At 63.2% G+C, this 18,037-nt stretch carries 31 protein-coding genes; all 31 read left to right on the top strand.

Going from position 1 to position 18,037, the window contains the following annotated elements; all coding sequences use genetic code 11:
* The first annotated feature begins 38 nt into the window (after positions 1–38).
* Positions 39–416 carry a hypothetical protein gene (locus OUZ49_RS14170; protein ID WP_266151132.1) on the top strand — a complete coding sequence of 126 codons (378 nt, stop codon included), beginning with the start codon at positions 39–41 and terminating at the stop codon, positions 414–416.
* Positions 413–820 (top strand): recombination protein NinB, encoded by a 408-nt coding sequence (locus OUZ49_RS14175; RefSeq protein ID WP_266151133.1) that lies wholly within the window; start codon positions 413–415, stop codon positions 818–820. Before OUZ49_RS14170 ends, OUZ49_RS14175 begins: the two co-directional genes overlap by 4 nt.
* Positions 821–1,070: 250 nt before the next feature.
* Positions 1,071–1,445 carry a nuclease domain-containing protein gene (locus tag OUZ49_RS14180; protein WP_266151134.1) on the top strand — a complete coding sequence of 125 codons (375 nt, stop codon included), beginning with the start codon at positions 1,071–1,073 and terminating at the stop codon, positions 1,443–1,445.
* Positions 1,442–1,627 (top strand): hypothetical protein, encoded by a 186-nt coding sequence (locus OUZ49_RS14185; protein WP_266151135.1) that lies wholly within the window; start codon positions 1,442–1,444, stop codon positions 1,625–1,627. The genes OUZ49_RS14180 and OUZ49_RS14185 overlap by 4 nt, the downstream gene beginning before the upstream one ends.
* A 144-nt stretch (positions 1,628–1,771) precedes the next feature.
* On the top strand, positions 1,772–2,008 hold the full coding sequence (locus tag OUZ49_RS14190; protein ID WP_266151136.1) for a hypothetical protein: 237 nt from the start codon (positions 1,772–1,774) through the stop codon (positions 2,006–2,008).
* Complete coding sequence (locus OUZ49_RS14195) at positions 1,995–2,660, top strand: hypothetical protein (protein WP_266151137.1); 666 nt, start codon at positions 1,995–1,997, stop codon at positions 2,658–2,660. Before OUZ49_RS14190 ends, OUZ49_RS14195 begins: the two co-directional genes overlap by 14 nt.
* A gap of 259 nt (positions 2,661–2,919) precedes the next feature.
* Positions 2,920–3,177 (top strand): hypothetical protein, encoded by a 258-nt coding sequence (locus OUZ49_RS14200; RefSeq protein WP_266151138.1) that lies wholly within the window; start codon positions 2,920–2,922, stop codon positions 3,175–3,177.
* 3 nt (positions 3,178–3,180) lie between these two features.
* The gene (locus OUZ49_RS14205) at positions 3,181–4,275 is read left to right on the top strand and encodes a hypothetical protein (RefSeq protein ID WP_266151139.1); all 1,095 of its coding nucleotides are present in this window, start codon (positions 3,181–3,183) and stop codon (positions 4,273–4,275) included.
* Entirely contained in the window at positions 4,272–4,511 is a 240-nt protein-coding gene (locus OUZ49_RS14210) for a hypothetical protein (RefSeq protein WP_266151140.1), read from the top strand. The genes OUZ49_RS14205 and OUZ49_RS14210 overlap by 4 nt, the downstream gene beginning before the upstream one ends.
* The gene (locus tag OUZ49_RS14215) at positions 4,498–4,713 is read left to right on the top strand and encodes a hypothetical protein (RefSeq protein WP_266151141.1); all 216 of its coding nucleotides are present in this window, start codon (positions 4,498–4,500) and stop codon (positions 4,711–4,713) included. Before OUZ49_RS14210 ends, OUZ49_RS14215 begins: the two co-directional genes overlap by 14 nt.
* Before the next feature lie 3 nt (positions 4,714–4,716).
* Positions 4,717–5,199: a glycoside hydrolase family 108 protein gene (locus tag OUZ49_RS14220; RefSeq protein WP_266151142.1), complete on the top strand. Its 483-nt coding sequence runs from the start codon at positions 4,717–4,719 to the stop codon at positions 5,197–5,199.
* On the top strand, positions 5,196–5,462 hold the full coding sequence (locus OUZ49_RS14225) for a hypothetical protein (protein WP_266151143.1): 267 nt from the start codon (positions 5,196–5,198) through the stop codon (positions 5,460–5,462). Before OUZ49_RS14220 ends, OUZ49_RS14225 begins: the two co-directional genes overlap by 4 nt.
* Positions 5,463–5,501: 39 nt before the next feature.
* The gene (locus tag OUZ49_RS14230) at positions 5,502–5,978 is read left to right on the top strand and encodes a hypothetical protein (protein ID WP_266151144.1); all 477 of its coding nucleotides are present in this window, start codon (positions 5,502–5,504) and stop codon (positions 5,976–5,978) included.
* Positions 5,979–6,058: 80 nt separating this feature from the next.
* Positions 6,059–6,556 (top strand): lipase family protein, encoded by a 498-nt coding sequence (locus tag OUZ49_RS14235; protein WP_266151145.1) that lies wholly within the window; start codon positions 6,059–6,061, stop codon positions 6,554–6,556.
* Positions 6,557–6,646: 90 nt separating this feature from the next.
* The gene (locus OUZ49_RS14240; protein WP_266151146.1) at positions 6,647–7,126 is read left to right on the top strand and encodes a hypothetical protein; all 480 of its coding nucleotides are present in this window, start codon (positions 6,647–6,649) and stop codon (positions 7,124–7,126) included.
* 58 nt (positions 7,127–7,184) lie between these two features.
* On the top strand, positions 7,185–7,601 hold the full coding sequence (locus OUZ49_RS14245; protein ID WP_266151147.1) for a terminase small subunit: 417 nt from the start codon (positions 7,185–7,187) through the stop codon (positions 7,599–7,601).
* On the top strand, positions 7,570–8,895 hold the full coding sequence (locus tag OUZ49_RS14250) for a terminase large subunit domain-containing protein (protein ID WP_266151148.1): 1,326 nt from the start codon (positions 7,570–7,572) through the stop codon (positions 8,893–8,895). The genes OUZ49_RS14245 and OUZ49_RS14250 overlap by 32 nt, the downstream gene beginning before the upstream one ends.
* Before the next feature lie 3 nt (positions 8,896–8,898).
* On the top strand, positions 8,899–10,347 hold the full coding sequence (locus OUZ49_RS14255) for a phage portal protein (RefSeq protein WP_266151149.1): 1,449 nt from the start codon (positions 8,899–8,901) through the stop codon (positions 10,345–10,347).
* Positions 10,348–10,401: 54 nt separating this feature from the next.
* On the top strand, positions 10,402–10,971 hold the full coding sequence (locus OUZ49_RS14260) for a phage scaffolding protein (protein WP_266151150.1): 570 nt from the start codon (positions 10,402–10,404) through the stop codon (positions 10,969–10,971).
* A gap of 75 nt (positions 10,972–11,046) precedes the next feature.
* Complete coding sequence (locus OUZ49_RS14265) at positions 11,047–12,375, top strand: hypothetical protein (RefSeq protein ID WP_266151151.1); 1,329 nt, start codon at positions 11,047–11,049, stop codon at positions 12,373–12,375.
* A 39-nt stretch (positions 12,376–12,414) separates the two neighbouring features.
* Positions 12,415–12,636 (top strand): hypothetical protein, encoded by a 222-nt coding sequence (locus OUZ49_RS14270; protein ID WP_266151152.1) that lies wholly within the window; start codon positions 12,415–12,417, stop codon positions 12,634–12,636.
* A 10-nt stretch (positions 12,637–12,646) separates the two neighbouring features.
* Complete coding sequence (locus OUZ49_RS14275) at positions 12,647–12,886, top strand: hypothetical protein (RefSeq protein WP_266151153.1); 240 nt, start codon at positions 12,647–12,649, stop codon at positions 12,884–12,886.
* Between the two features lies 1 nt (position 12,887).
* The gene (locus OUZ49_RS14280) at positions 12,888–13,064 is read left to right on the top strand and encodes a hypothetical protein (protein WP_266151154.1); all 177 of its coding nucleotides are present in this window, start codon (positions 12,888–12,890) and stop codon (positions 13,062–13,064) included.
* Positions 13,061–13,369: a hypothetical protein gene (locus OUZ49_RS14285; RefSeq protein WP_266151155.1), complete on the top strand. Its 309-nt coding sequence runs from the start codon at positions 13,061–13,063 to the stop codon at positions 13,367–13,369. Before OUZ49_RS14280 ends, OUZ49_RS14285 begins: the two co-directional genes overlap by 4 nt.
* A 7-nt stretch (positions 13,370–13,376) precedes the next feature.
* Positions 13,377–13,754: a hypothetical protein gene (locus OUZ49_RS14290; RefSeq protein WP_266151156.1), complete on the top strand. Its 378-nt coding sequence runs from the start codon at positions 13,377–13,379 to the stop codon at positions 13,752–13,754.
* A gap of 1 nt (position 13,755) precedes the next feature.
* Entirely contained in the window at positions 13,756–14,397 is a 642-nt protein-coding gene (locus tag OUZ49_RS14295) for a hypothetical protein (protein WP_266151157.1), read from the top strand.
* Complete coding sequence (locus OUZ49_RS14300; RefSeq protein WP_266151158.1) at positions 14,397–15,251, top strand: hypothetical protein; 855 nt, start codon at positions 14,397–14,399, stop codon at positions 15,249–15,251. The genes OUZ49_RS14295 and OUZ49_RS14300 overlap by 1 nt, the downstream gene beginning before the upstream one ends.
* Before the next feature lie 7 nt (positions 15,252–15,258).
* Positions 15,259–15,450 (top strand): hypothetical protein, encoded by a 192-nt coding sequence (locus OUZ49_RS14305; protein ID WP_266151159.1) that lies wholly within the window; start codon positions 15,259–15,261, stop codon positions 15,448–15,450.
* Between the two features lie 64 nt (positions 15,451–15,514).
* Positions 15,515–17,044, top strand: a complete 1,530-nt coding sequence (locus OUZ49_RS14310) for a hypothetical protein (RefSeq protein WP_266151161.1) — start codon at positions 15,515–15,517, stop codon at positions 17,042–17,044.
* Between the two features lie 67 nt (positions 17,045–17,111).
* The gene (locus OUZ49_RS14315; RefSeq protein WP_266151162.1) at positions 17,112–17,546 is read left to right on the top strand and encodes a hypothetical protein; all 435 of its coding nucleotides are present in this window, start codon (positions 17,112–17,114) and stop codon (positions 17,544–17,546) included.
* Complete coding sequence (locus OUZ49_RS14320; protein ID WP_266151163.1) at positions 17,546–17,914, top strand: hypothetical protein; 369 nt, start codon at positions 17,546–17,548, stop codon at positions 17,912–17,914. The genes OUZ49_RS14315 and OUZ49_RS14320 overlap by 1 nt, the downstream gene beginning before the upstream one ends.
* Positions 17,915–18,037: the final 123 nt, after the last annotated feature.

Below are 18,037 nucleotides of genomic sequence, written 5' to 3' on the forward strand. Positions count from 1 at the left end.
ATCGCGCGCGCGTCTGAGGGCTGGGTTGGGGGTGAGTTGTGGTGATTGATGACCAGGGTGGAAACGTCACCAAGCTGCCGACAGCAAAGCGGCCCAAGCCTGATGCTGCCTTCGAGATCGTCCACAGCTACAAGTGCCAGCATGGCAAGTTCCTTGTGGACGAGAAGAAGGCCGAGGTCGAGTGTGGCCTTTGTCACGAGAAGCTGAACCCCATATGGGTTCTCCTCGCCTTGGCGCGAGAAGACGCGCGGTTGCGTGACCACTGGTCGCAGATGAAGGCAGAGCTTGCCTTGATGGGTGAGCGCGTCCGGACGAAGTGCGACAACTGCGGAAAGATCACGCGCATCCACAGCAACGTCCGCGCAATGGACCGCGACAGTCTGGCCGCCAAGTTCCGCAACGGTGAAAGCGCATGACCGCCCAGGTGATCAACAGCGCCGACTGGCAGCTGCAGGGTAGGGGGCGCATGACGGATGCGCAGCGGCGGCTGCTCAATGCCGCTTGCGGGGACTTGGCCAAGCACCTGCGATGGCATGGCCGGCGCTGGACGAAAGATTCCTACCGGCATTTCTTCAGCGGCATCGTTCTCGGCGCTGACATGGTGCCCAGCGTCGACATGGGCCACGGTCCCGCCGGCTTCGTGATGATGCACCGCTCCAGCCTGGAGATGAGCATGTCGCAAGCAACCGACGCGATACAGATGGCGTTCTACGTGGGCGACTGTCCCGATCAGCAGGGCCTCAAAAGCGCCCCCGTCCGCTGGTGCGACGTCGTGTGTTTGGCGCGCGGGATCAGTGACAGCGAGAGGTTGGCGGCATGAACCTGGTATCGATCAACAATCGGGTGAGGCTTTTCGTGCATGCAGGACTGTTTCGTGTCGAGCGGCCAGATAACGATCTCTTCCGCTGCTGGCGTGTGCGCCCTAAGGGAAGCCCAACTTCGAAGCGCATGTTTGATCGCTTGCGAGCCGCGCAAGATCCAGACAAGCGGCACCACGCACCGTGCTGCCCAGCCAACCGATGGGCGGGCGCGGAGCTTGTCTTCCAGCACTGCACCTGCGGAGCCCGCGCATGAAGCGCAGCACCCCCATCGCCAGGACCGCCATGAAGCGCAGCTCGCGGCCGAAGATGACGCCGGCTCGGAAGGCTGCGGCTGGCGAGGACTGCACGCTGAATGTCGCGGGCGTGTGCAACTACAACGCCGAGACGGTGATCCTCGCTCACTTCCGCTGGCTCGGTGACTGCGGCGGCAGCATGAAGCCGACCGACCTGCAGGCCGCCTATGGCTGCTCGGAATGCAACCGCTGGACCGACAGCCCGACGCCGGCCGAGCGCAACGCGACATACGAGTCAGACCGGAACTTCTACGCCCTCCGCGCCATGGTTCGCACACAGCTGCGCATGGTGGCCAAGGGAATCATCCAGGTGAAGGGGGTAGCGGCATGAGCGCACCAGACAAGGTCATGTACTGGGGTGGGACGATGATCACTGAGCTTGATCGTGACGGTCTACTCAAGGTGATCGACCACCTCGTTCGAGAGAATGGACAGCTACGTGACGACTGCGCCAGCTACCGGAAGCACGTCGACTGGGAAAGCTTCGTGCGCGATCCGAGGCAGCGCATATGAAAACCACCTGCGCCCTCTGCCGCCACTACCAGCCCGACCCCATCAACCCAGTCGCCGGTCTAGGCCGCTGCATGCACCCAGCTCGCCACGGCTACTTCTACCCGGATCAGCAGCATGCGTGTCGGGATAGGGAGGAGGTGAAGGGTGAGTGACCTCCTGACTGCCCCCGAGCGCGCCACGGAGCGCGACCAGGCTAAGCGCGTTCGCGCGCAGATCTACCGCCTCGGCGGCTGCGGCGCCTGCAAGCACGCCGTCCACGGCTGGGGCAAGTCGGCCTGCAACACCATCGGCCGCACCTTCCCGCGCTGCATGAGCACGCCGGGCATTGGCTTCGAACTCGATCCTGACCAACTCAAGGGGAATACCAATGCATGTCGGTAAATTGATGGCGCGACTGAATCCGAAGAACGTCCGCTTCGATGTCGGCTCCGGCGGCATCCCTGAGTTGACCAGCACCGACATCGCTGCAGCGCTGGCATTCGTGGATCGGGGACTGGGCCGGGAGCTGCTGTGCAAGGTCTGGTGGCCGGACGGCGCGGCGCTCACCGAGCGGCAGCTATTCGACTTCCTTGAGACGATCCAGCGGGACGAATGGAGTCGGCGTGAGTCGGCCATGCTGGACGGTCTGCTGGCTGTGGCGACACGGGGAAGCAGGGGGCAGGGGAGCTACGCCGCGGCACACGAGAACCGCTGGCCGCGCATGGTGCTGGTCGAGCATGGCCTTCCCGTTTTGGCGGATGCCTACGGGCGCGTCCGCAAGGCCGTGGTGGCTGAGGTGTGTAGCACTGGGTTGTGCCCCAAATGCGCAGGCCGCGGCCTCGTCTGCAACAGCATGGGCGTGCACTCGGCCTGCTCGACCTGTGAGGGTAGTGGCCACCACCGCATCAGCGAGCGGGAGCGCGGGGAGGCGTGCGGTATGGCATGGAAAACCTACCGGGAGACGTGGGTTCGCGTCTATGACTGGACCTTCCAGCAATGCATGGACGCGGTGCACCAGGCGACTCGGCAATTCGAGGCAGCAGTGGGTGGGTGATGCCCACCCACTTTCTGCGTAATCTCGCGCCTAGTCATACACGCGACCAACGAAGCCCTGCCATCTGGTGGGGCTTCTTCGTTTTGCGGTGCCGCAGTGAGTAGGCCGCCTCGGCGGTTCTTGACGAAAGCTGCGGAAAGCACGGCATAGAGAGCCCGACGTCGGACTGGCACCCGACCACCGCAAACCATTGAGCCGGCCGCAGCCTCCGCGCTGACGAAGCCCTCGCAAGAGGCGCCGGACCTATCGGGGTATCACCATGCACGGACATTTCCCGCCGTTTACTCGGAAGGATACGGCTGAGCCTGTTGAGCCTGTTGAGCCTGTTGCGGCCGTTTCGAACACCGAGGCACAGCTGCGCACCCTGAAGCACTACCTGTACCACGCTGGCCTGCTGGTCGACGACCTCCTCGCCGCCGAGTGCCACATCCCGCCGCCGAACTGCGACGGATTCGGCAGTCATCACCCGATGCAGGCCGAGGCGCTGCGTCAGGCTGACGAGCTGATTCGGAACTGACGCGTGATCTGTCCGAAATGCGGTGCCGAGGGCGCGAAACGTAACGGCAACGGCCGTGGGTCGTGTATCGCCAATGGCAAGCGGCATACGTTCGAGTGGCCGACCGCATCACTGACCCAGCCTGACAACCTTCCCGAGGGCATCAAGCTGCGTGGCACGTCCACGCTGACCGATCTGCGCACGGGCGAGACGGTGATGCAGTGGGTCAAGACCACGGCCGACGCTGAGGCGCAGCGCCTGGTATTCGAGGCCGCAGTCGCTGCCATGAGCGAGAAGCTGCCGCGCGAGAAGCCGCGCAAGGCTACCGCCAACGTACACGACGAGCTTCTGAACCAGTACACGATCACCGACTACCACCTCGGCATGCTTGCCTGGGGCGAGGAGACGGGCGCGGACTGGGACATCGGCATCGCCGAGCGCATGCTGGTCGACTGGTTCGCTGCGGCAATTGCCCAGGCTCCGGCCGCTGCCATAGCCGTGCTCGCACAGCTTGGTGACTTTCTCCATTGGGATGGCATGGACGCGGTAACGCCGGCCCACAAGCACCTTCTTGACGCTGACACCCGGTTCCAGAAGCTGGTCCGCGTGGCGATCCGAGTGATCCGCCGCGTGATCGGCATGCTGCTGGAAAAGCACGAATCGGTGGTGGTGATCATCGCCGAGGGCAACCACGACCCGGCCAGCTCGATCTGGCTGCGCGAATGGCTGGCCGCGATCTACGAGACCGAACCGCGCGTAACAGTCGACGTCTCGCCGGACCCCTATTACTGCGTGGAGCATGGCGATACGGCCTTGTTCTACCACCACGGACACAAGCGGAAGCTCGGCGACATCGACACGGTGTTCGCCGCCAAGTTCCGCGAGGTGTTCGGTCGTACCAAGCACGCCTACGCCCACATGGGCCACCTGCACCACGTCGACATCAAGGAGACCAACCTGATGATTGTGGAGCAGCACCGCACCCTGGCCGCGCCGGACGCATACGCGAGCCGCGGCGGCTGGATGTCGGGCCGTGACGCCCAGGTGATTACGTACCACAAGCGCCACGGTGAAGTCGGTCGCGTGCGCGTGTCGCCGCAGATGTTGGCAGCGGCATGACGGACGAGACCGAAGACGCACGCGACGCCGAGCCGCTGGTCCTGGGCGACGGCGACTGCATGCTCGCTGACGGTCCGGAGTTCTACGAGCTGACGAAATCCGTGGCCGCCAAGTTCATCGACGGCTGCCTGTATGTACTCGAACGCGACACCCTGAAGTGGGTGGACGTCGAAACAATCATCAAACCAGCCGCCAAGGTGCGTGCAATCAGGGGAAGCACCGATGGAGCAAAGTGATCTGGTCCGGGAATTGACCGTCGCCGGCGCGAAGGCAAGTCCGATCGCCGGTTTCGCGATCGCCCACATTTCCGGATGGGGGCCGCAGGACTGGTCCTACGTGTTCATTGGCATGTATGCCGCCGCCCAGACCGCCTACCTGATCTGGAAGTGGCGCCGCGAGGCCAAGGGCAAGTCTATCCCGAGCCTTCCGAGCGCCTGAGATATGGCCGATTTCGACCACGCCTTCGCTGCCTTGCTGGGCAACGAGGGCGGGTACAGCAATAACCCGGCAGATCCAGGTGGGGAAACGATGTGGGGCGTCACAGCCCGCGTCGCTCGCGCCCACGGGTATGCCGGGCAGATGAAAGACCTGCCGCTGTCGTTCGGCCGCGCGATCGCCAAGGCCGAATACTGGGACGTCATCCACGGCGATGACCTGCCCGAAGAGATCGCGTTCCAAGCCTTTGACGCCGCTTACAACGGCGGCCATCCGGTGCAGTGGCTGCAGCAAGCGGCCAGCGTGACGGTCGATGGCAACTTCGGCCCTGTCACGCTGGCCGCGGTGCTCGCCGCTGACCCGGACAAGATCGTGATGCGCTTCGACGCGTATCGCCTGAAGTACATGAAGGATCTTCCGACGTGGCCGAACTTCTCGCGCGGCTGGGCGGATCGCATCGCAAACAACCTTCTGAGGGCAGCATCATGAAGATGAGTCCGCAGACGCTGGCGTTCCTCCAGCGCGTCCTGACCAAGCTCAACGAGAAGTCCTCGGTCTACGGCTATCTGATGCTGTTCGCCAGCTACCTCGCGGTCCAGCACCGGGGTGATCTGGCGAACATCGCATCGATCGTCTCGGCGACCTCGGGCATCGGCCTGTTCATCCTCAGCGACGCGCAGGTCAGGGCGTGGCTCACCGGTGAGAAGCCGTCCCTGCCGCCGCCCACCGTCCCGGAAGACCAGAAGTCCTAAGCGCGCATGTCGCGCACAACCTCATTCACGGGTAGCCCCATGAAACTCAAACTCATGATCGTGGCTCTGATGGTCGCGTGCGTCGCGCTGTTCGCCGGCTGCGCCACCAATGCGGCCCAACCGTTGAGTCCGGCGCAGGTCGCAGCCGTGGCCTGTCCGCAGCTGAAGCTGGTGGGCACGCAGCTCCAGGCTTTCAACTCAGTACTGATCGGCGACCCCGCCACGCAGGCGCTCGGCACGAAAGCGAATGCAGATCTGGCCGCCATTGCCCCGGCTGTGGATGCGGTGTGTGCCGCCGGCGCCACTGTGACCGCGACGAATCTCCAGGCGCTCGCCCAGCAGGCGCTGCCGGCCCTCGGCGCGATCGTCGGTTCCTTGCCGCTGCCGCCCGCACAAGAGGCCCAGATCCAGGGCGCACTGGTACTGGCTGAAACGGCTGCCGGCCTGGTCGGCGTGGTGGAGTCACAGATCAAGGCCGCGCAGGCAGCCCCGGCGGCGGCTGCCAGTTCTCCGTGAACCCCGTCGATTACGCACTGCTGGCCAAGCGCGCCTACACGGACGCGCCTACGGTAGGGAATCCGGGGAGTGCCTCGCGCATGCATGTGTACGGTGACGTGCACTGCTTCCGCGGTACGGACGGGGTGATGTCGGACATGGCGGATGCCAAGGTGCTGACGACGAACGTGTGGGGTATCGGCTCGGTTCACTCTGGGTTCTACGCTGCACTCGCCGCGATCCTCCCGGCCTGCCTGGCGTTGCCTCGCCCGAAAGCGATTGCTGGGCACAGTCTCGGCGCCGCCATGGCAATTCTGTACGCCGCGGTCCTAGCGCAGCTGGGGTCGATCGTGCCGGTGTTCGCCTTCGAACCGCCGCGGCTTTGCGCCGACGGTGGACTGGAGGCATTACTCCAAGACAAGCAGGTCCCGTTCTTTGCCACGCGCAACGGATGTGACCTAGTGACTCAGGTGCCTCCCGGCATGACATTGCCCGGCCCGCTGACGCTGATCGGCAAGGCAACGGTGCCGTTCGACAACATCGCCGACCACGGCATTGACCGGGTGATCGCGGCACTGGCAGGCGGCCGCCATGTATAGCCTGCTCAGCTGGCTCTATGTGGCGTCCTGGGTCACCGTGGTTGTTTGCGCCTTCGGCCTGATCGGACTTATTGAATGGAGTCGATGGAAATGACCGCGGAACACGTAGAGAGCCGCACGCTGAAGGACTTCGTGGTTGATCCTGACCATGACCAGCGTACTGAGAGCCCTGAGTTCCGCCATACCAAGAAGCGCCTGCACGATGATGGTCACATGCAGTGCTGGGTGTGCGGGTCTCTGGATAAGCTCCAGGTGCACCACCTGTTCTGCGAGTACATGTTTGCCAACGTGGTTGACTACGACAACCTGAAGGCGATGGCAGAAGAGTGGGATGTGTACGGTTACGGTCGCTTGCTCAAGAAGCAGCCCGTGCTCACCCCGGACGACATCCGCAACATGATGGTCCTCTGTCAGACACACCACACCGGGGTCAGTCGTGGTATCCACGACATCACGTTCCCGACCTGGATAAGTCAGAAGATGGCTTTGAAGGGCGCCTGCCCGGTGCCGATGCTAGGCGAGACCTTTGACCAGGCGATGGCTCGGATCAAGAAGCACGAACGCACATAAGACACCCGGCCCCGATGGGTCGATCCAGGAGGGGCGGCCAGGTGCCGACCTGTAACGCATGGGCCTGACGGTAAAGCAGGAAAAGTTCTGCCAGGCATATATCGAGACGGGGAACGCCAGCGAGGCCTACCGTCAGGTGTACAGCGCCAAGGGCAACGCGGCGACTGTTGCTCGCTCTGCCCACGAGGTTCTGGAAAACCCCAAGGTTGCCGCAAGGGTCGCGGAGCTTAAGGAGGACCAGAAGGATCGGCACAACGTCACGGTCGATAGCCTTCTCGGTGAGCTTGAAGAGGCTCGGAAGGTGGGCAAAGAGAAGGGGCAGGCGGCTGCGATGGTCACTGCCACCATGAGTAAAGCAAAGCTGCTCGGCATGGAGGGCAGTTCACCGGATGACGAGACCCCCACTTCGGTGAAGGTTACCGTCCAAGTACAGGACGCGCGCCGTGAGCCAAAGCGAGATCCGGCCACGGCTTAACGTTCCGCAGGCCGATTTCCTGGCGCTGCCGCACAAGTTCAGGGCTTTCGTTGCGGGCTTCGGTTCGGGCAAGACGTTCGTAGGCTGCGCAGGCCAGTGTCAACACTTCTGGGAATTCCCGAAGGTCAACACTGGCTACTTCGCGCCGACGTACGCGATGATCCGGGACATTTTCTACCCGACCATGGATGAGGTCGCCCATGACTGGGGGATGCGCACGGTAGCGCGCGAGGCGAACAAAGAGGTCCACGTCTACGCTGGCCGGCAGTACCGCGGCACGGTGATATGCCGGTCGATGGAAAAGCCCGAGACGATCGTCGGCTTCAAGATCGGACGGGCATTGGTCGACGAGCTCGACGTGCTGAAGAAGGTGAAAGCGCAGGCAGCTTGGCGGAAGATCATCGCCCGCTTGCGTCAGAAGTCGGACGGATTGCTGAATGGCATCGACGTCACCACGACGCCGGAGGGCTTCCAGTTCGTCCACCAGCAATGGGTGAAAGAGGTTCGCGACAAGCCGGCTCTCGCTTCGATGTACGGCATGGTCCAGGCCAGCACGTACGACAACGAGGCGAACCTGCCTGACGACTACATTGGATCGCTGCTCGCCAGCTACCCGCCGCAGCTGATTCAGGCCTATCTCGACGGCCAGTTCGTCAACCTGCTCAGTGGCACGGTGTATCACCAGTACGACCGGAAGTTGAACAACTGTTTCGACGCCATGGCTGACGGCGAAGCCCTACATATCGGCATGGACTTCAACGTCGGCAAGATGGCGGCTATCACCCATGTGCAGCGCGAAAACTCGCCGCGCGCTGTGGATGAGATCATTGGCGCCTACGACACGCCGGACATGATTCGGCAGATCAAAGAGCGGTACTGGCGCCACGACGGCTCGCAGTACCTTAAGACGCGAGAAATCACGATTTACCCAGATGCATCGGGTGGCTCACGCAAGTCGGTCAATGCTTCAGAGACCGATATCGCGCTGCTCAAGGCGGCTGGCTTCAAGGTGTCTGCACCCGAAGCTAACCCGCCGGTGAAAGACCGCATCAACGCCATGAACGCTATGTTCTGTAACGCGATTGGCGAGCGGCGCTACCTGGTCAATGCTTTGCGATGCCCGACCTATGCTGACCATCTGGAGCAGCAGATCTGGGCAGAGAACGGCGAGCCGGACAAGAGTTCGGGCGCCGACCATACGAACGATGCCGGAGGGTATTTCATCCACCGGAAGTACCCGCTGATTAAACCGACCATCGCGCGGACTGTTCCGCTCATCCACATGGCCCGCTGACACATGCTTGAGACACTGCGCAAACAGCTACCGGCAGACAAGGATCTGCCGGCGCGCGCCGCGCGGATCGACCTGCTCATGCGGGTGCTGGATGGAACGATCTATGACGTGCTCCAGTACGAATTCCATCAGGAGCAGAACGGGGCAGGCGAGTACGTGCGGCTGTGCGAGCGCCGGCCCAGCGTACGGACCGGCATCATCCGCACAGTGGTCGACGACAGTGTCTCCCTGCTGTTCAGTGAGGGCCACTTCCCGACCGTCCAGGCGGAGAACGAGAGGGTCGTCGAGGCGCTCAAGGCCGTCACCAAGGACATGCAGCTCAACCTGATCATGGTTGATGCGGCAACCCGCGGGAGTGTCGGCAGCATCTGCATCTGGATCCGCTTTCTATCGAAGCGCGTGTTCGCCACGGTGCTCGACACCGGCATGCTCACGCCGATCTGGAAGAAGGACGAGCCTGATGTGCTCGAGCGGGTCGAGGAGCGCCGAAAGGTCACCGGCAAGCAGTTGACCGCCGCCGGCTACGCCGGCATGGACGACGCAACGACCTATTGGTTCCAGCGGCACTGGGATGCAAGCGCGGAGACGTGGTTCGTTCCGCTGCCGGTTTCCGACGCCGAGGCCCAGCCCGCGGTCGACGAGGGCAAGACGGTAACCCACAACCTCGGCTTCGTGCCGATGGTCTGGATCAAGAATCTTCCTGGCGGCAACGACATCGACGGTCAGGCGACCTTCGACGATGACGCAGTCAATACGGTGATGGAGGCCGACTACCAGCTCTCACAGGCTGGCCGCGGCCTGAAGTACAGCTCGGAACCCACGCTTCTCCTGAAGGAGCCAGCACAGTCCGAGGGCAATTTCGTTCGCTCCGCAACTAACGCGATCGTCGTGGACAAGGATGGCGACGCCAAGTTGCTGGAGATCAACGGCACCGCATCCGAGGCCGTCATCAAGTACGTCGAGAAGCTGCGCGAGCTCGCGATCGAGCATCTGCACGGCAATCGAAGCAATGCTGACAAGCTGAGTGCCGCACAGTCCGGCCGGGCGCTGGAACTGCTGCATCAGCCACTTATCTGGCTGGCTGACCGCCTGCGCGTCACGTATGGCGAGGGCGGACTGCTGAAGCTTTACCGGATGATCGTCGCGGGTAGCCAGAAGTTTCCCCTGACGATCGATGGCGAGAACTTCGGCAAGCTCGACACCTCACCGAAGCTTTCACTGAACTGGCCAGCATGGTTCCCGCCGACTGCGGGAGATCTGCAGACACTTGCCCAGGCCCTGTCGGAGCTGATCGACGGCGGCGTGCTGAGCCGCCAGACCGCAATCAAATCCATCGCCGCGGTCTTCGATATTGAGGACGTGGCAGCTGAGCAGCTACTCATCGACGCCGAGCGCAAGAAGCTCCTGGCTGAATTGCCGACGCCGCAGACAAAAGTTTCAGTCAACGAATAACCGCGTGGGTCGATCCCGCGTGTCCGCCCGCAAGGACATCCCTGGAGATAGCAGATGCTGATCCGCAAATACCGCGGCCGCTTGTTCATGGCCGAAAACGATGGCAATGGCAACGGCGGCGGTGGTGGCAACGCGCCCGCCCCGCATAACCCGCCCGAGCCCGAAACCTTCTCGAAGGAATACGTGCGCGAGCTGCGCAACGAGAACAAGGGTTGGCGCCTGAAGGCTGACGAACAGGCCAAGCGGGCAGACGCCGCAGAGGCCGCATCAAAGAAGGCTGGCGAGGATGCCCAGGCCTCCATCGCCGAGCACACAAGCAAGGCCGACCAGCGAATCATCCGTGCCGAGCTGAAGGCAGTCGCCATCAAGGCCGGCATCGTCGATCTCGACGGCCTGAGGCTGGTCGACCTGAAAGACGTCAAGTTGAATGACGACGGCGAAGTCGAGGGCGCTGATGCGCTGATCGAAGGCCTGAAGAAGGCGAAGCCGTACCTGTTCGGCGCGCCAGCCAGTAGCAGCACGGCCACGCCGCCGAGCAAAGATCCGCTGCCTGCCAAGCCGGCGAAGGATATGACGAAAGAGGAATACGCAGCCGCCAGGAAGAAAGCGACCGGCGGCCGCTAACACATGTACTACCGACCCATCGGGGCCAGACGCCCAGGGGATTGCGCAACTCAATCCACTTGGAGATGACCCCTCATGGGTATCCAGAACTTCCCGGCTGCCCTGCAGCCGATCATCCAGCAAGGCTTCCTGGAGCGCGAGTTCCAGGATCAGATCGAATCCGAGCTTGGCTTCCGCCAGATCGCTCGTCGCGAAGTGTTCCCGAACAAGATCGGTGAAACCGTCACCAAGACCCGCCCGGGTCTGAAGGCGCCGGTCACCACGCCGATCACCCCGTCGAGCAACACGAACCTGGACAACGGCCTCTCGCCGTCGACCTGGACCGTCGAGCAGTACCAGCTGGCGATTGCCATGTACGGCGACACCATCGACCTGAACACGGTCACCAATCGCGTCGGCATCGTGGAACAGTTCCTCCAGAACGCGAAGACGAACGGCATTCAGGCCGCACAGTCGCTCGATCGCCTGGCCCGCAATGCCCTGTTCAACGCGTATCTTGGCGGCAATACCCGCGTGCGCGTCACGCTTGGTGCGACGGGACCCACCATCTCGGTGGACGACGTGCGCGGCTTCCAGCAGGTGTTCGTTAATGGCCAGCTGACGGCCGTGAGCGGCACCAACACCATGGCGGTGCTCGTTAACGGCGACCCGTACACGCTCACTGCGGTGGCCGTGGATGGCTCGAACGTATCGACCGCTCCGGGCGGCGTCTCCGGCACGCTGACCTTCTCGGGCAACGTGACGGTGGCCGATGGCACGGCACTGAACACCGTGACGGCTTACAACGCCGGCGCTGGCGTGGCTCCGTTCATCCTGCGCCCGAACGGCCGCGGCAACACCTCGGCCATTGTCGGCACCGACCTGCTGACCATGGGCAGCGCGCTCGATGGCGTGGCCTACCTGCGCCGCAACGGCGTGCCGACCATCAACGGCATGTACAACTTCTACCTGGACCCGGTGTCGGCCCGTCAGTTCTTCGCGGATCCCGACTTCAAGCAGCTGTTCCAAGGCGCCACTGCGGCGGCCAAGGAATTCCGCATGGGTCGTGTCGTCGAACTGGTCGACATGCGCATCATCCCGACCACCGAGGCCTACGTGCAGAACTTGGGCAGCGTCACCGTGCGCCGTCCGATCCTGTGCGGCGCCGAGGCGCTCGTCGAGGGTGACTTCGAGGGCATCGGTGCGACCGACGTTGCCCCGGCCGACTCGATCATCGACATCGTCGACGGCATCGCCCAGGTGACCCGTGAGCCGCTTGACCGCCTGCAGCAGATCATCGCTCAGTCCTGGTACTGGATCGGCGGATTCACCGCTCCGACCGACCAGACGGTGAACACCAACATCGTGCCGACCGCCTCCGCGAGCTACTACAAGCGCGCGGTGTGCTTCGAGCACGCGGGCTAAGGGGGATAGGGCGGGGGCTCCGGCCTCCGCCCACTACCTATGAGCGATCCCATCGAAGTCGAAGTCGGCGGCGACGTATCCGTCGACACCACGGCGCAATTCGACGCGCAATTCTCCGGTAAGACGGCGACGGCTACTGCGGCCTTCGCCTTCCCATTCAACGGCTCGATTCTCCAGTTTGCGCAGGGCGACTCCTTTGTAGTCACTCCTGACTTGCTGGCTGCGTTGACGTCCGCTGGGGCTCCCTTCTCGCAGCCTTGAGGGTTTCGGCATGTCCGACTACACAGGCGCTCCGACGAGCATCCCGCATGCGGCCGGCCTCGGTCAGCTGCAGGAACTGACGGCCGCGCAGCTCACGACCAAATACGGCGCCGGTAACATCAAGACGCCGACGAAGAACTTCAGCATCAACTACAAAGGCCAGCACTTGGTCGGCTACAAGAACATCCCGATCGTATGCGATGCCCCCTTGCTTGCCGCCCTAGCTGCGGCTGGCGCACCGGTGGTCTGACATGGCGAAACAGAAAGGCGAACAGGCGGCGCTGCCGTCCTCCATCCTGGTCGATGAGTCCATCGGCTGGATGGAGAACGGCATCCTGCGCCAATTCCACGAAGGGCAGCACGTCACCAATGCGGCTGACATCGAGTCCCTGGTCAACCACGGCGCGCAGTATCTGGAGCTGAAATGAGCGATGGCATCTACATCCGACAAGGCAAGAGCCGGTCGCTGAACATCGCTACGGCGACTGTGGTAGCTACGGTGCCCGGTGACTTCTCGCTTGGCCAGTGTCGCCTTGTGCGCGTCCAGGTACTGGTAGCCGGAACCGCCGGTGGCGCGGCCTACGACACGGCGGCCCAGGCCGGCGGGACCGCGGCCAACCAGATCGGCGCATGGCCGAACACCGTCGGCTCGTACTTGATCGACATGCCATGCCTGGCTGGCATCTGCATCGTGCCGGGCGCCGGCCAGACCGTCGCCGTCTCGTACGACTGAGGCCACCATGTTCACCAACGCGCAGAAGGTCGACATTCGCCGCTTCTGCGGCTACCCCGTGTATGGCGGTACTCCATCGTCGTTCCAGTCCTATCGCTTCTTCCAGGAGTACGGAACCCTCGAGTACCGGATGAACAACCTCCTGGCCGAGGAAGAGGCGGTCATCACGGCCACCTATCTGGCCAACCTCTACACGCTGGAGACGGCCATCCCTGCCACCGGTGCCAATCTGGATACCGACCAGGCAGCCGTCTGGACCCACAACAAGAACGAGCAGCGCGACCGCGAGCGACTGTTCGACAGCTGGCGTCGGAAGCTGTGCGGTTTCCTTGGCGTGCCACCCGGCCCGGATCTTGGCCAGCCTGGCCTGCGACTGGTGGTCTGACATGGACGGCAATACGCTCCAGGCCAAAATCTACGGCGGCTATGCCAAGGCCGCTACGCGTATTGGCCTGTCATTCGCCCAATATCGGCCGACCAGCGCAACCAACCCGTTGGCGACCTCACTCGGCTCGCTCCTGGCCAGCTTCAACGCGCAGGACTGGACCTACAAGAAGCCGCAGGGCTACGGCAAAGCTGTCTGGTACTGCGTGGCAGATGGCACGCAGCTCGCGGTAGGCGACTACCTCGTCGGCGCGCCAGGCACGTTCTTCATCGCCTCAATGCAGCCGGCGCTACCGATCCAGGCCGTGCTGTGCAATCGGACGGTCACGCTGTATCGGCCGCAGCAGGAAGCAAGCACCGGCATCGGTGCCTACGGCGGCAACACCGCACAGAACCAAACGGTTCTAGCACAGGGATTCCCCGCTTCGGTGCTGCAAGGCTCGAAGTCTGAGAGCAGTGTCGCCAGGCTTCCCGGCGATCCGCGGCAGGGCTGGTGGAACATGCTTCTGCCACCTCTGCCGGGCGGCGTGCTAATCAATTACGCCGACGTGGTAACTGACGACATCGGGAAGCGCTATCTCGTATCGAGTGCCGAGCAGACAAGCATGGGCTGGCGGATGGCGGTGACGGAGGCTGAGACGTAATGGCTGACGTCATCGACGTGATGAACGCCCTGGTTGCGACCATGGCGCAGGTCATCTATCCGAACGGCACCGCGCAGCCGCCGTCGACGGGGCTTCAGACGGTGATCTATCCCGGGTGGCCGCAAAGTTCACAGCTTGATGCGGACCTGGCCGGCTTCTCGAACGGGAAGGGTGGACGGATCCACGTCACTGTATACGCCTCGGGCAACGAGAAGAACACGACCCGGTATTCGAACGACTGGCAGACGCTGAGCGTGCCTAACCCGACGCTGACGGCCTCCATTGCCGGGCAGACGGTGACCATCGGCGGCACGGTATCGACGCCGCAGAACATGGCTCTGCTGGTCAATGGTGCGGGATATACCTATGCCGTCCAGCCGGCCGATACGCTGACTTCGATCGCCACCGCGCTGGCTGCGCTCGTGCCGGGCGCGAGCAATACGGGACCAGTGATCACCTTCCCGGCGACAGCGCGCATCCAGGCGGCGCGCGTGGGCGGTGTCGGCACGGCATTCCGCGAAGTTCGCCGACAGCAGCGGCTTTTTCAGGTGACCATCTGGGCCGATACGCAGGCGGATCGAGAGACGACCGCGCAGGCAATCGATGTGCCCCTTGCGGCGACCGAGTTTCTGACCATGTCCGATGGCACCGCTGCTCGCATCATCTACCAGTCCTCCCGGCTGGACGACATGACGCAGAAAGCCAACCTCTACCGCCGCGACCTGACGTACTTGGTCGAGTACGCGACGACCCAAACCGCGCAGGCGACGCAGGTCGTGATGACGCAGGAAAACATCCATACCGGCGTGTCGGGTAGCTCCGCCACGACCACGACACAAACCACTTACCAGTGAGATCGCCATGAGCCTTGTCCTGACCGTCGTCAACGCCTTTGGCGACTACCCCCGCGGCGCGCAGATCACCGACGCCGAGAAGGTGGCCGAGGTCCTGGCCTCCGACTTCGCCGCCAATGTCGTGAAAACGAGTGCCACCACCACCGAGGCGCCCGATGCGCCAGCACCGAGCGCTCAGAGCAAGCCCCTCAAGGGCTAAGCCTGCGGCCTCCAACGTCCTTTAGCCCGCCTCGAGCGGGCTTTTTCATTTCTGGAGACACCACATGCCGCAGATCTTTCCCGCCGGCGCGATCAATACGACCGCGCTGATCGTCCCCGATCTCTATGTGCAGATCGTTCCCCCCGCCGTCAGCCAGCTCAATGGCGTGCCGTCCAACGTCCTTGGCGTGGTTGGCACGGCGACCTGGGGCCCGGTCAATGCACCGACCGTCGTCGGCAATATGGCGCAGTACGCGGCGCTGTTTGGCGCCATCCAACCGCGCAAGTACGACATGGGCACGGCGATTGCCGCCGCGGTACTGCAGGGGGCGCAGAACTTCCGCTGTGTGCGCGCCACTGATGGCACGGATACGGCTGCGACCATCGTTGCGCAGTCGACCTGCATCACCTTCACTTCGATCTATACCGGCACGCTGGGCAATAGCCAGACTGTGCAGGTGGCCGCCGGCAGTGCCGCGGGTACGTCCAAGGTCATCGTGGGGATGCCTGGCCAGGCATCGGAAGTGTTCGACAACATCCCGGGCGTAGGCAACGCGCTGTGGGTCAACATGGCCGCAGCGATCAATAACGGCAATACGGCTCTGCGCGGCCCGTCGAAACTGATCGTTGCCACGGCCGGCGCGGGCGTCACAGCTCCCGCCTTGGCTACCTACACGCTAGCCGGCGGTGCGGATGGCGCGACCACGATCACCGGCTCGGTGTTGGTCGGCGTCGACACTGGCACGCGCAAGGGCATGTATAGCCTGCGCGGCACCGGTGCAGCGGTTGCCATGCTGGCTGACTGCGACGACTCGACGACGTGGGCGACCCAGGTCTCCTACGGTCTGTCCGAAGGCACGTACATGATCGCCACGGGTCCAGCTGGCGACAACATCGCCAACGCTGCCACGACCAAGTCCACGGCAGGCATCGATACGTACGCGATGAAGCTACTGTTCGGCGACTGGGTGTACTTCCTGGACACCGTGAACGGCCTGACGCGCCTAATCTCACCGCAGGGCTTCATCGCTGGCCTGCTTTCTAACTTGGCGCCGCAGAACTCGACGCTCAACAAGCCGCTGTACGGCGTCGTCGGCACGCAGCGCAGCTATCAGAACCTGCCGTATTCCAGCGCAGAGCTTCAGCTGCTCGGCGCAGCCGGCATCGATGTCATCGCCAACCCGAGCCCGGGTGGCAGCTACTTCGGTGCACGCTTCGGCCACAACTCCAGTTCTAGCAGCGTGGCGAACGGCGACAACTACACGCGCATGACGAACTACCTTGCCGCTACCTTTGGCGCCGGCATGGGCAAGTTCGTCGGCAAGCTCCAGGGCAGCTCTCCGACCGACCCGACGCGCAGGCAGGTTGCTGGCACCGTGGGTTCGTTCCTCCAGGGCATGGTGGACCAGGCGCAGATCGACAGCTTCACCGTGCAATGCGACCTCAACAACAACTCGCTGGCACGCATCGCTACCGGCTATCTGCAGGCCGACGTCAGCGTGAAGTACCTTGCCGTCGTCGAGAAGTTCCTGCTCAACCTGCAGGGTGGCCAGTCGGTCACCGTCAATAAGGTCTCGTCCACCGGCGTGGCCTGAGTCTCCGCCAATCCCTGACACCTGATGCCCCGCCCTGAGCGGGGCTTTTCATTTTCGGAGAATCCTCATGCCTTTCGGTAATTTCAACACCGGCAAAGACGTAGTCATCGACGTCATTACGCCATCCGGCGTCCTTCAGCTGCCGGCGACCGTGACCAGCTTCGAATCGAAGCCGATCTACAACCGCATCAAGTCCAAGCCTCTCAACGGCATCAACCTTGAGGTAGATATTCCCGAGGGCTGGGAGGGTTCGATCGGCCTTGATCGCCAGAACAGCGCGATCGATGACTTCTTCGCCCAGCAGGAACTGGCGTACTACGCCGGCCAGAACGTCCTGATGGGCACGCTGACCGAGACCATCGCTGAAGCCAGTGGCGCGATCAGCCAGTATCGCTACACCAATGTCTCACTGCGCTTTGATGAGGCTGGCAAAAAGACCGGCGACAATAAGATCACGCAGACGATCGGCTTCTTCGCCTCGCAGCGCGTCAAGGTGTCCTGATGAGCGACGACGTGAAGGTTGAGCTCACCCCGAGCCAGGAGCTTGTCGGCGCAGCCAATGCCGAAGTGACCGTGGCCGACGCCAAGGGCCGGCAGATCCTGCTCAAGAAGCCGGGCACGCTCGCGCAGTTCCGCTTGGTTGAGCTGATGGGTGACTCGGCGAGAAACGTCGTCTACATGAACATGGTGCTTCCGCTGATCTTCGTGGCGAGCATCGATGGCGATCCGGTCGCCAAATCGACCAAGGCGCAGATCGAGGCACTGATTCAGCGTCTCGACGATGAGGGCGTAGAAGCGGTGGCCGAAGGCGTTCAGGCCAACTGGGGCAAGCAAGACCCCGCCGCTGACAAGGCCGCCGTAAAAAACTAGCCACGGCTGCGCCGATCAGAGAATGCCTGTGGCTGGTACGGCACGGGGTTCCCTTCGACGTGGCCTTCGGGCTGGATGACATCAAGCGGACGGCATTTTCGATCATCGTCAGCGAGCAGGGCG

The organism is Dyella halodurans (assembly GCF_026283925.1).
Taxonomy (GTDB): Bacteria; Pseudomonadota; Gammaproteobacteria; order Xanthomonadales; family Rhodanobacteraceae; genus Dyella; species Dyella halodurans.

Excerpts from the sequence above, each read along its gene's own strand:
- OUZ49_RS14180 (WP_266151134.1), top strand. The coding sequence starts at position 1,071 with ATGAAGCGCAGCACCCCCATCGCCAGGACCGCCATGAAGCGCAGCTCG.
- OUZ49_RS14220 (WP_266151142.1), top strand. The coding sequence starts at position 4,717 with ATGGCCGATTTCGACCACGCCTTCGCTGCCTTGCTGGGCAACGAGGGC.
- OUZ49_RS14295 (WP_266151157.1), top strand. The coding sequence starts at position 13,756 with ATGGACGGCAATACGCTCCAGGCCAAAATCTACGGCGGCTATGCCAAG.
- OUZ49_RS14300 (WP_266151158.1), top strand. The coding sequence starts at position 14,397 with ATGGCTGACGTCATCGACGTGATGAACGCCCTGGTTGCGACCATGGCG.
- OUZ49_RS14285 (WP_266151155.1), top strand. The coding sequence starts at position 13,061 with ATGAGCGATGGCATCTACATCCGACAAGGCAAGAGCCGGTCGCTGAAC.
- OUZ49_RS14240 (WP_266151146.1), top strand. The coding sequence starts at position 6,647 with ATGACCGCGGAACACGTAGAGAGCCGCACGCTGAAGGACTTCGTGGTT.
- OUZ49_RS14175 (WP_266151133.1), top strand. The coding sequence starts at position 413 with ATGACCGCCCAGGTGATCAACAGCGCCGACTGGCAGCTGCAGGGTAGG.
- OUZ49_RS14225 (WP_266151143.1), top strand. The coding sequence starts at position 5,196 with ATGAAGATGAGTCCGCAGACGCTGGCGTTCCTCCAGCGCGTCCTGACC.
- OUZ49_RS14235 (WP_266151145.1), top strand. The coding sequence starts at position 6,059 with ATGCATGTGTACGGTGACGTGCACTGCTTCCGCGGTACGGACGGGGTG.
- OUZ49_RS14215 (WP_266151141.1), top strand. The coding sequence starts at position 4,498 with ATGGAGCAAAGTGATCTGGTCCGGGAATTGACCGTCGCCGGCGCGAAG.
- OUZ49_RS14195 (WP_266151137.1), top strand. The coding sequence starts at position 1,995 with ATGCATGTCGGTAAATTGATGGCGCGACTGAATCCGAAGAACGTCCGC.
- OUZ49_RS14245 (WP_266151147.1), top strand. The coding sequence starts at position 7,185 with ATGGGCCTGACGGTAAAGCAGGAAAAGTTCTGCCAGGCATATATCGAG.
- OUZ49_RS14265 (WP_266151151.1), top strand. The coding sequence starts at position 11,047 with ATGGGTATCCAGAACTTCCCGGCTGCCCTGCAGCCGATCATCCAGCAA.
- OUZ49_RS14230 (WP_266151144.1), top strand. The coding sequence starts at position 5,502 with ATGAAACTCAAACTCATGATCGTGGCTCTGATGGTCGCGTGCGTCGCG.
- OUZ49_RS14320 (WP_266151163.1), top strand. The coding sequence starts at position 17,546 with ATGAGCGACGACGTGAAGGTTGAGCTCACCCCGAGCCAGGAGCTTGTC.
- OUZ49_RS14260 (WP_266151150.1), top strand. The coding sequence starts at position 10,402 with ATGCTGATCCGCAAATACCGCGGCCGCTTGTTCATGGCCGAAAACGAT.
- OUZ49_RS14200 (WP_266151138.1), top strand. The coding sequence starts at position 2,920 with ATGCACGGACATTTCCCGCCGTTTACTCGGAAGGATACGGCTGAGCCT.
- OUZ49_RS14185 (WP_266151135.1), top strand. The coding sequence starts at position 1,442 with ATGAGCGCACCAGACAAGGTCATGTACTGGGGTGGGACGATGATCACT.
- OUZ49_RS14255 (WP_266151149.1), top strand. The coding sequence starts at position 8,899 with ATGCTTGAGACACTGCGCAAACAGCTACCGGCAGACAAGGATCTGCCG.
- OUZ49_RS14210 (WP_266151140.1), top strand. The coding sequence starts at position 4,272 with ATGACGGACGAGACCGAAGACGCACGCGACGCCGAGCCGCTGGTCCTG.
- OUZ49_RS14305 (WP_266151159.1), top strand. The coding sequence starts at position 15,259 with ATGAGCCTTGTCCTGACCGTCGTCAACGCCTTTGGCGACTACCCCCGC.
- OUZ49_RS14290 (WP_266151156.1), top strand. The coding sequence starts at position 13,377 with ATGTTCACCAACGCGCAGAAGGTCGACATTCGCCGCTTCTGCGGCTAC.
- OUZ49_RS14310 (WP_266151161.1), top strand. The coding sequence starts at position 15,515 with ATGCCGCAGATCTTTCCCGCCGGCGCGATCAATACGACCGCGCTGATC.
- OUZ49_RS14270 (WP_266151152.1), top strand. The coding sequence starts at position 12,415 with ATGAGCGATCCCATCGAAGTCGAAGTCGGCGGCGACGTATCCGTCGAC.
- OUZ49_RS14315 (WP_266151162.1), top strand. The coding sequence starts at position 17,112 with ATGCCTTTCGGTAATTTCAACACCGGCAAAGACGTAGTCATCGACGTC.
- OUZ49_RS14280 (WP_266151154.1), top strand. The coding sequence starts at position 12,888 with ATGGCGAAACAGAAAGGCGAACAGGCGGCGCTGCCGTCCTCCATCCTG.
- OUZ49_RS14275 (WP_266151153.1), top strand. The coding sequence starts at position 12,647 with ATGTCCGACTACACAGGCGCTCCGACGAGCATCCCGCATGCGGCCGGC.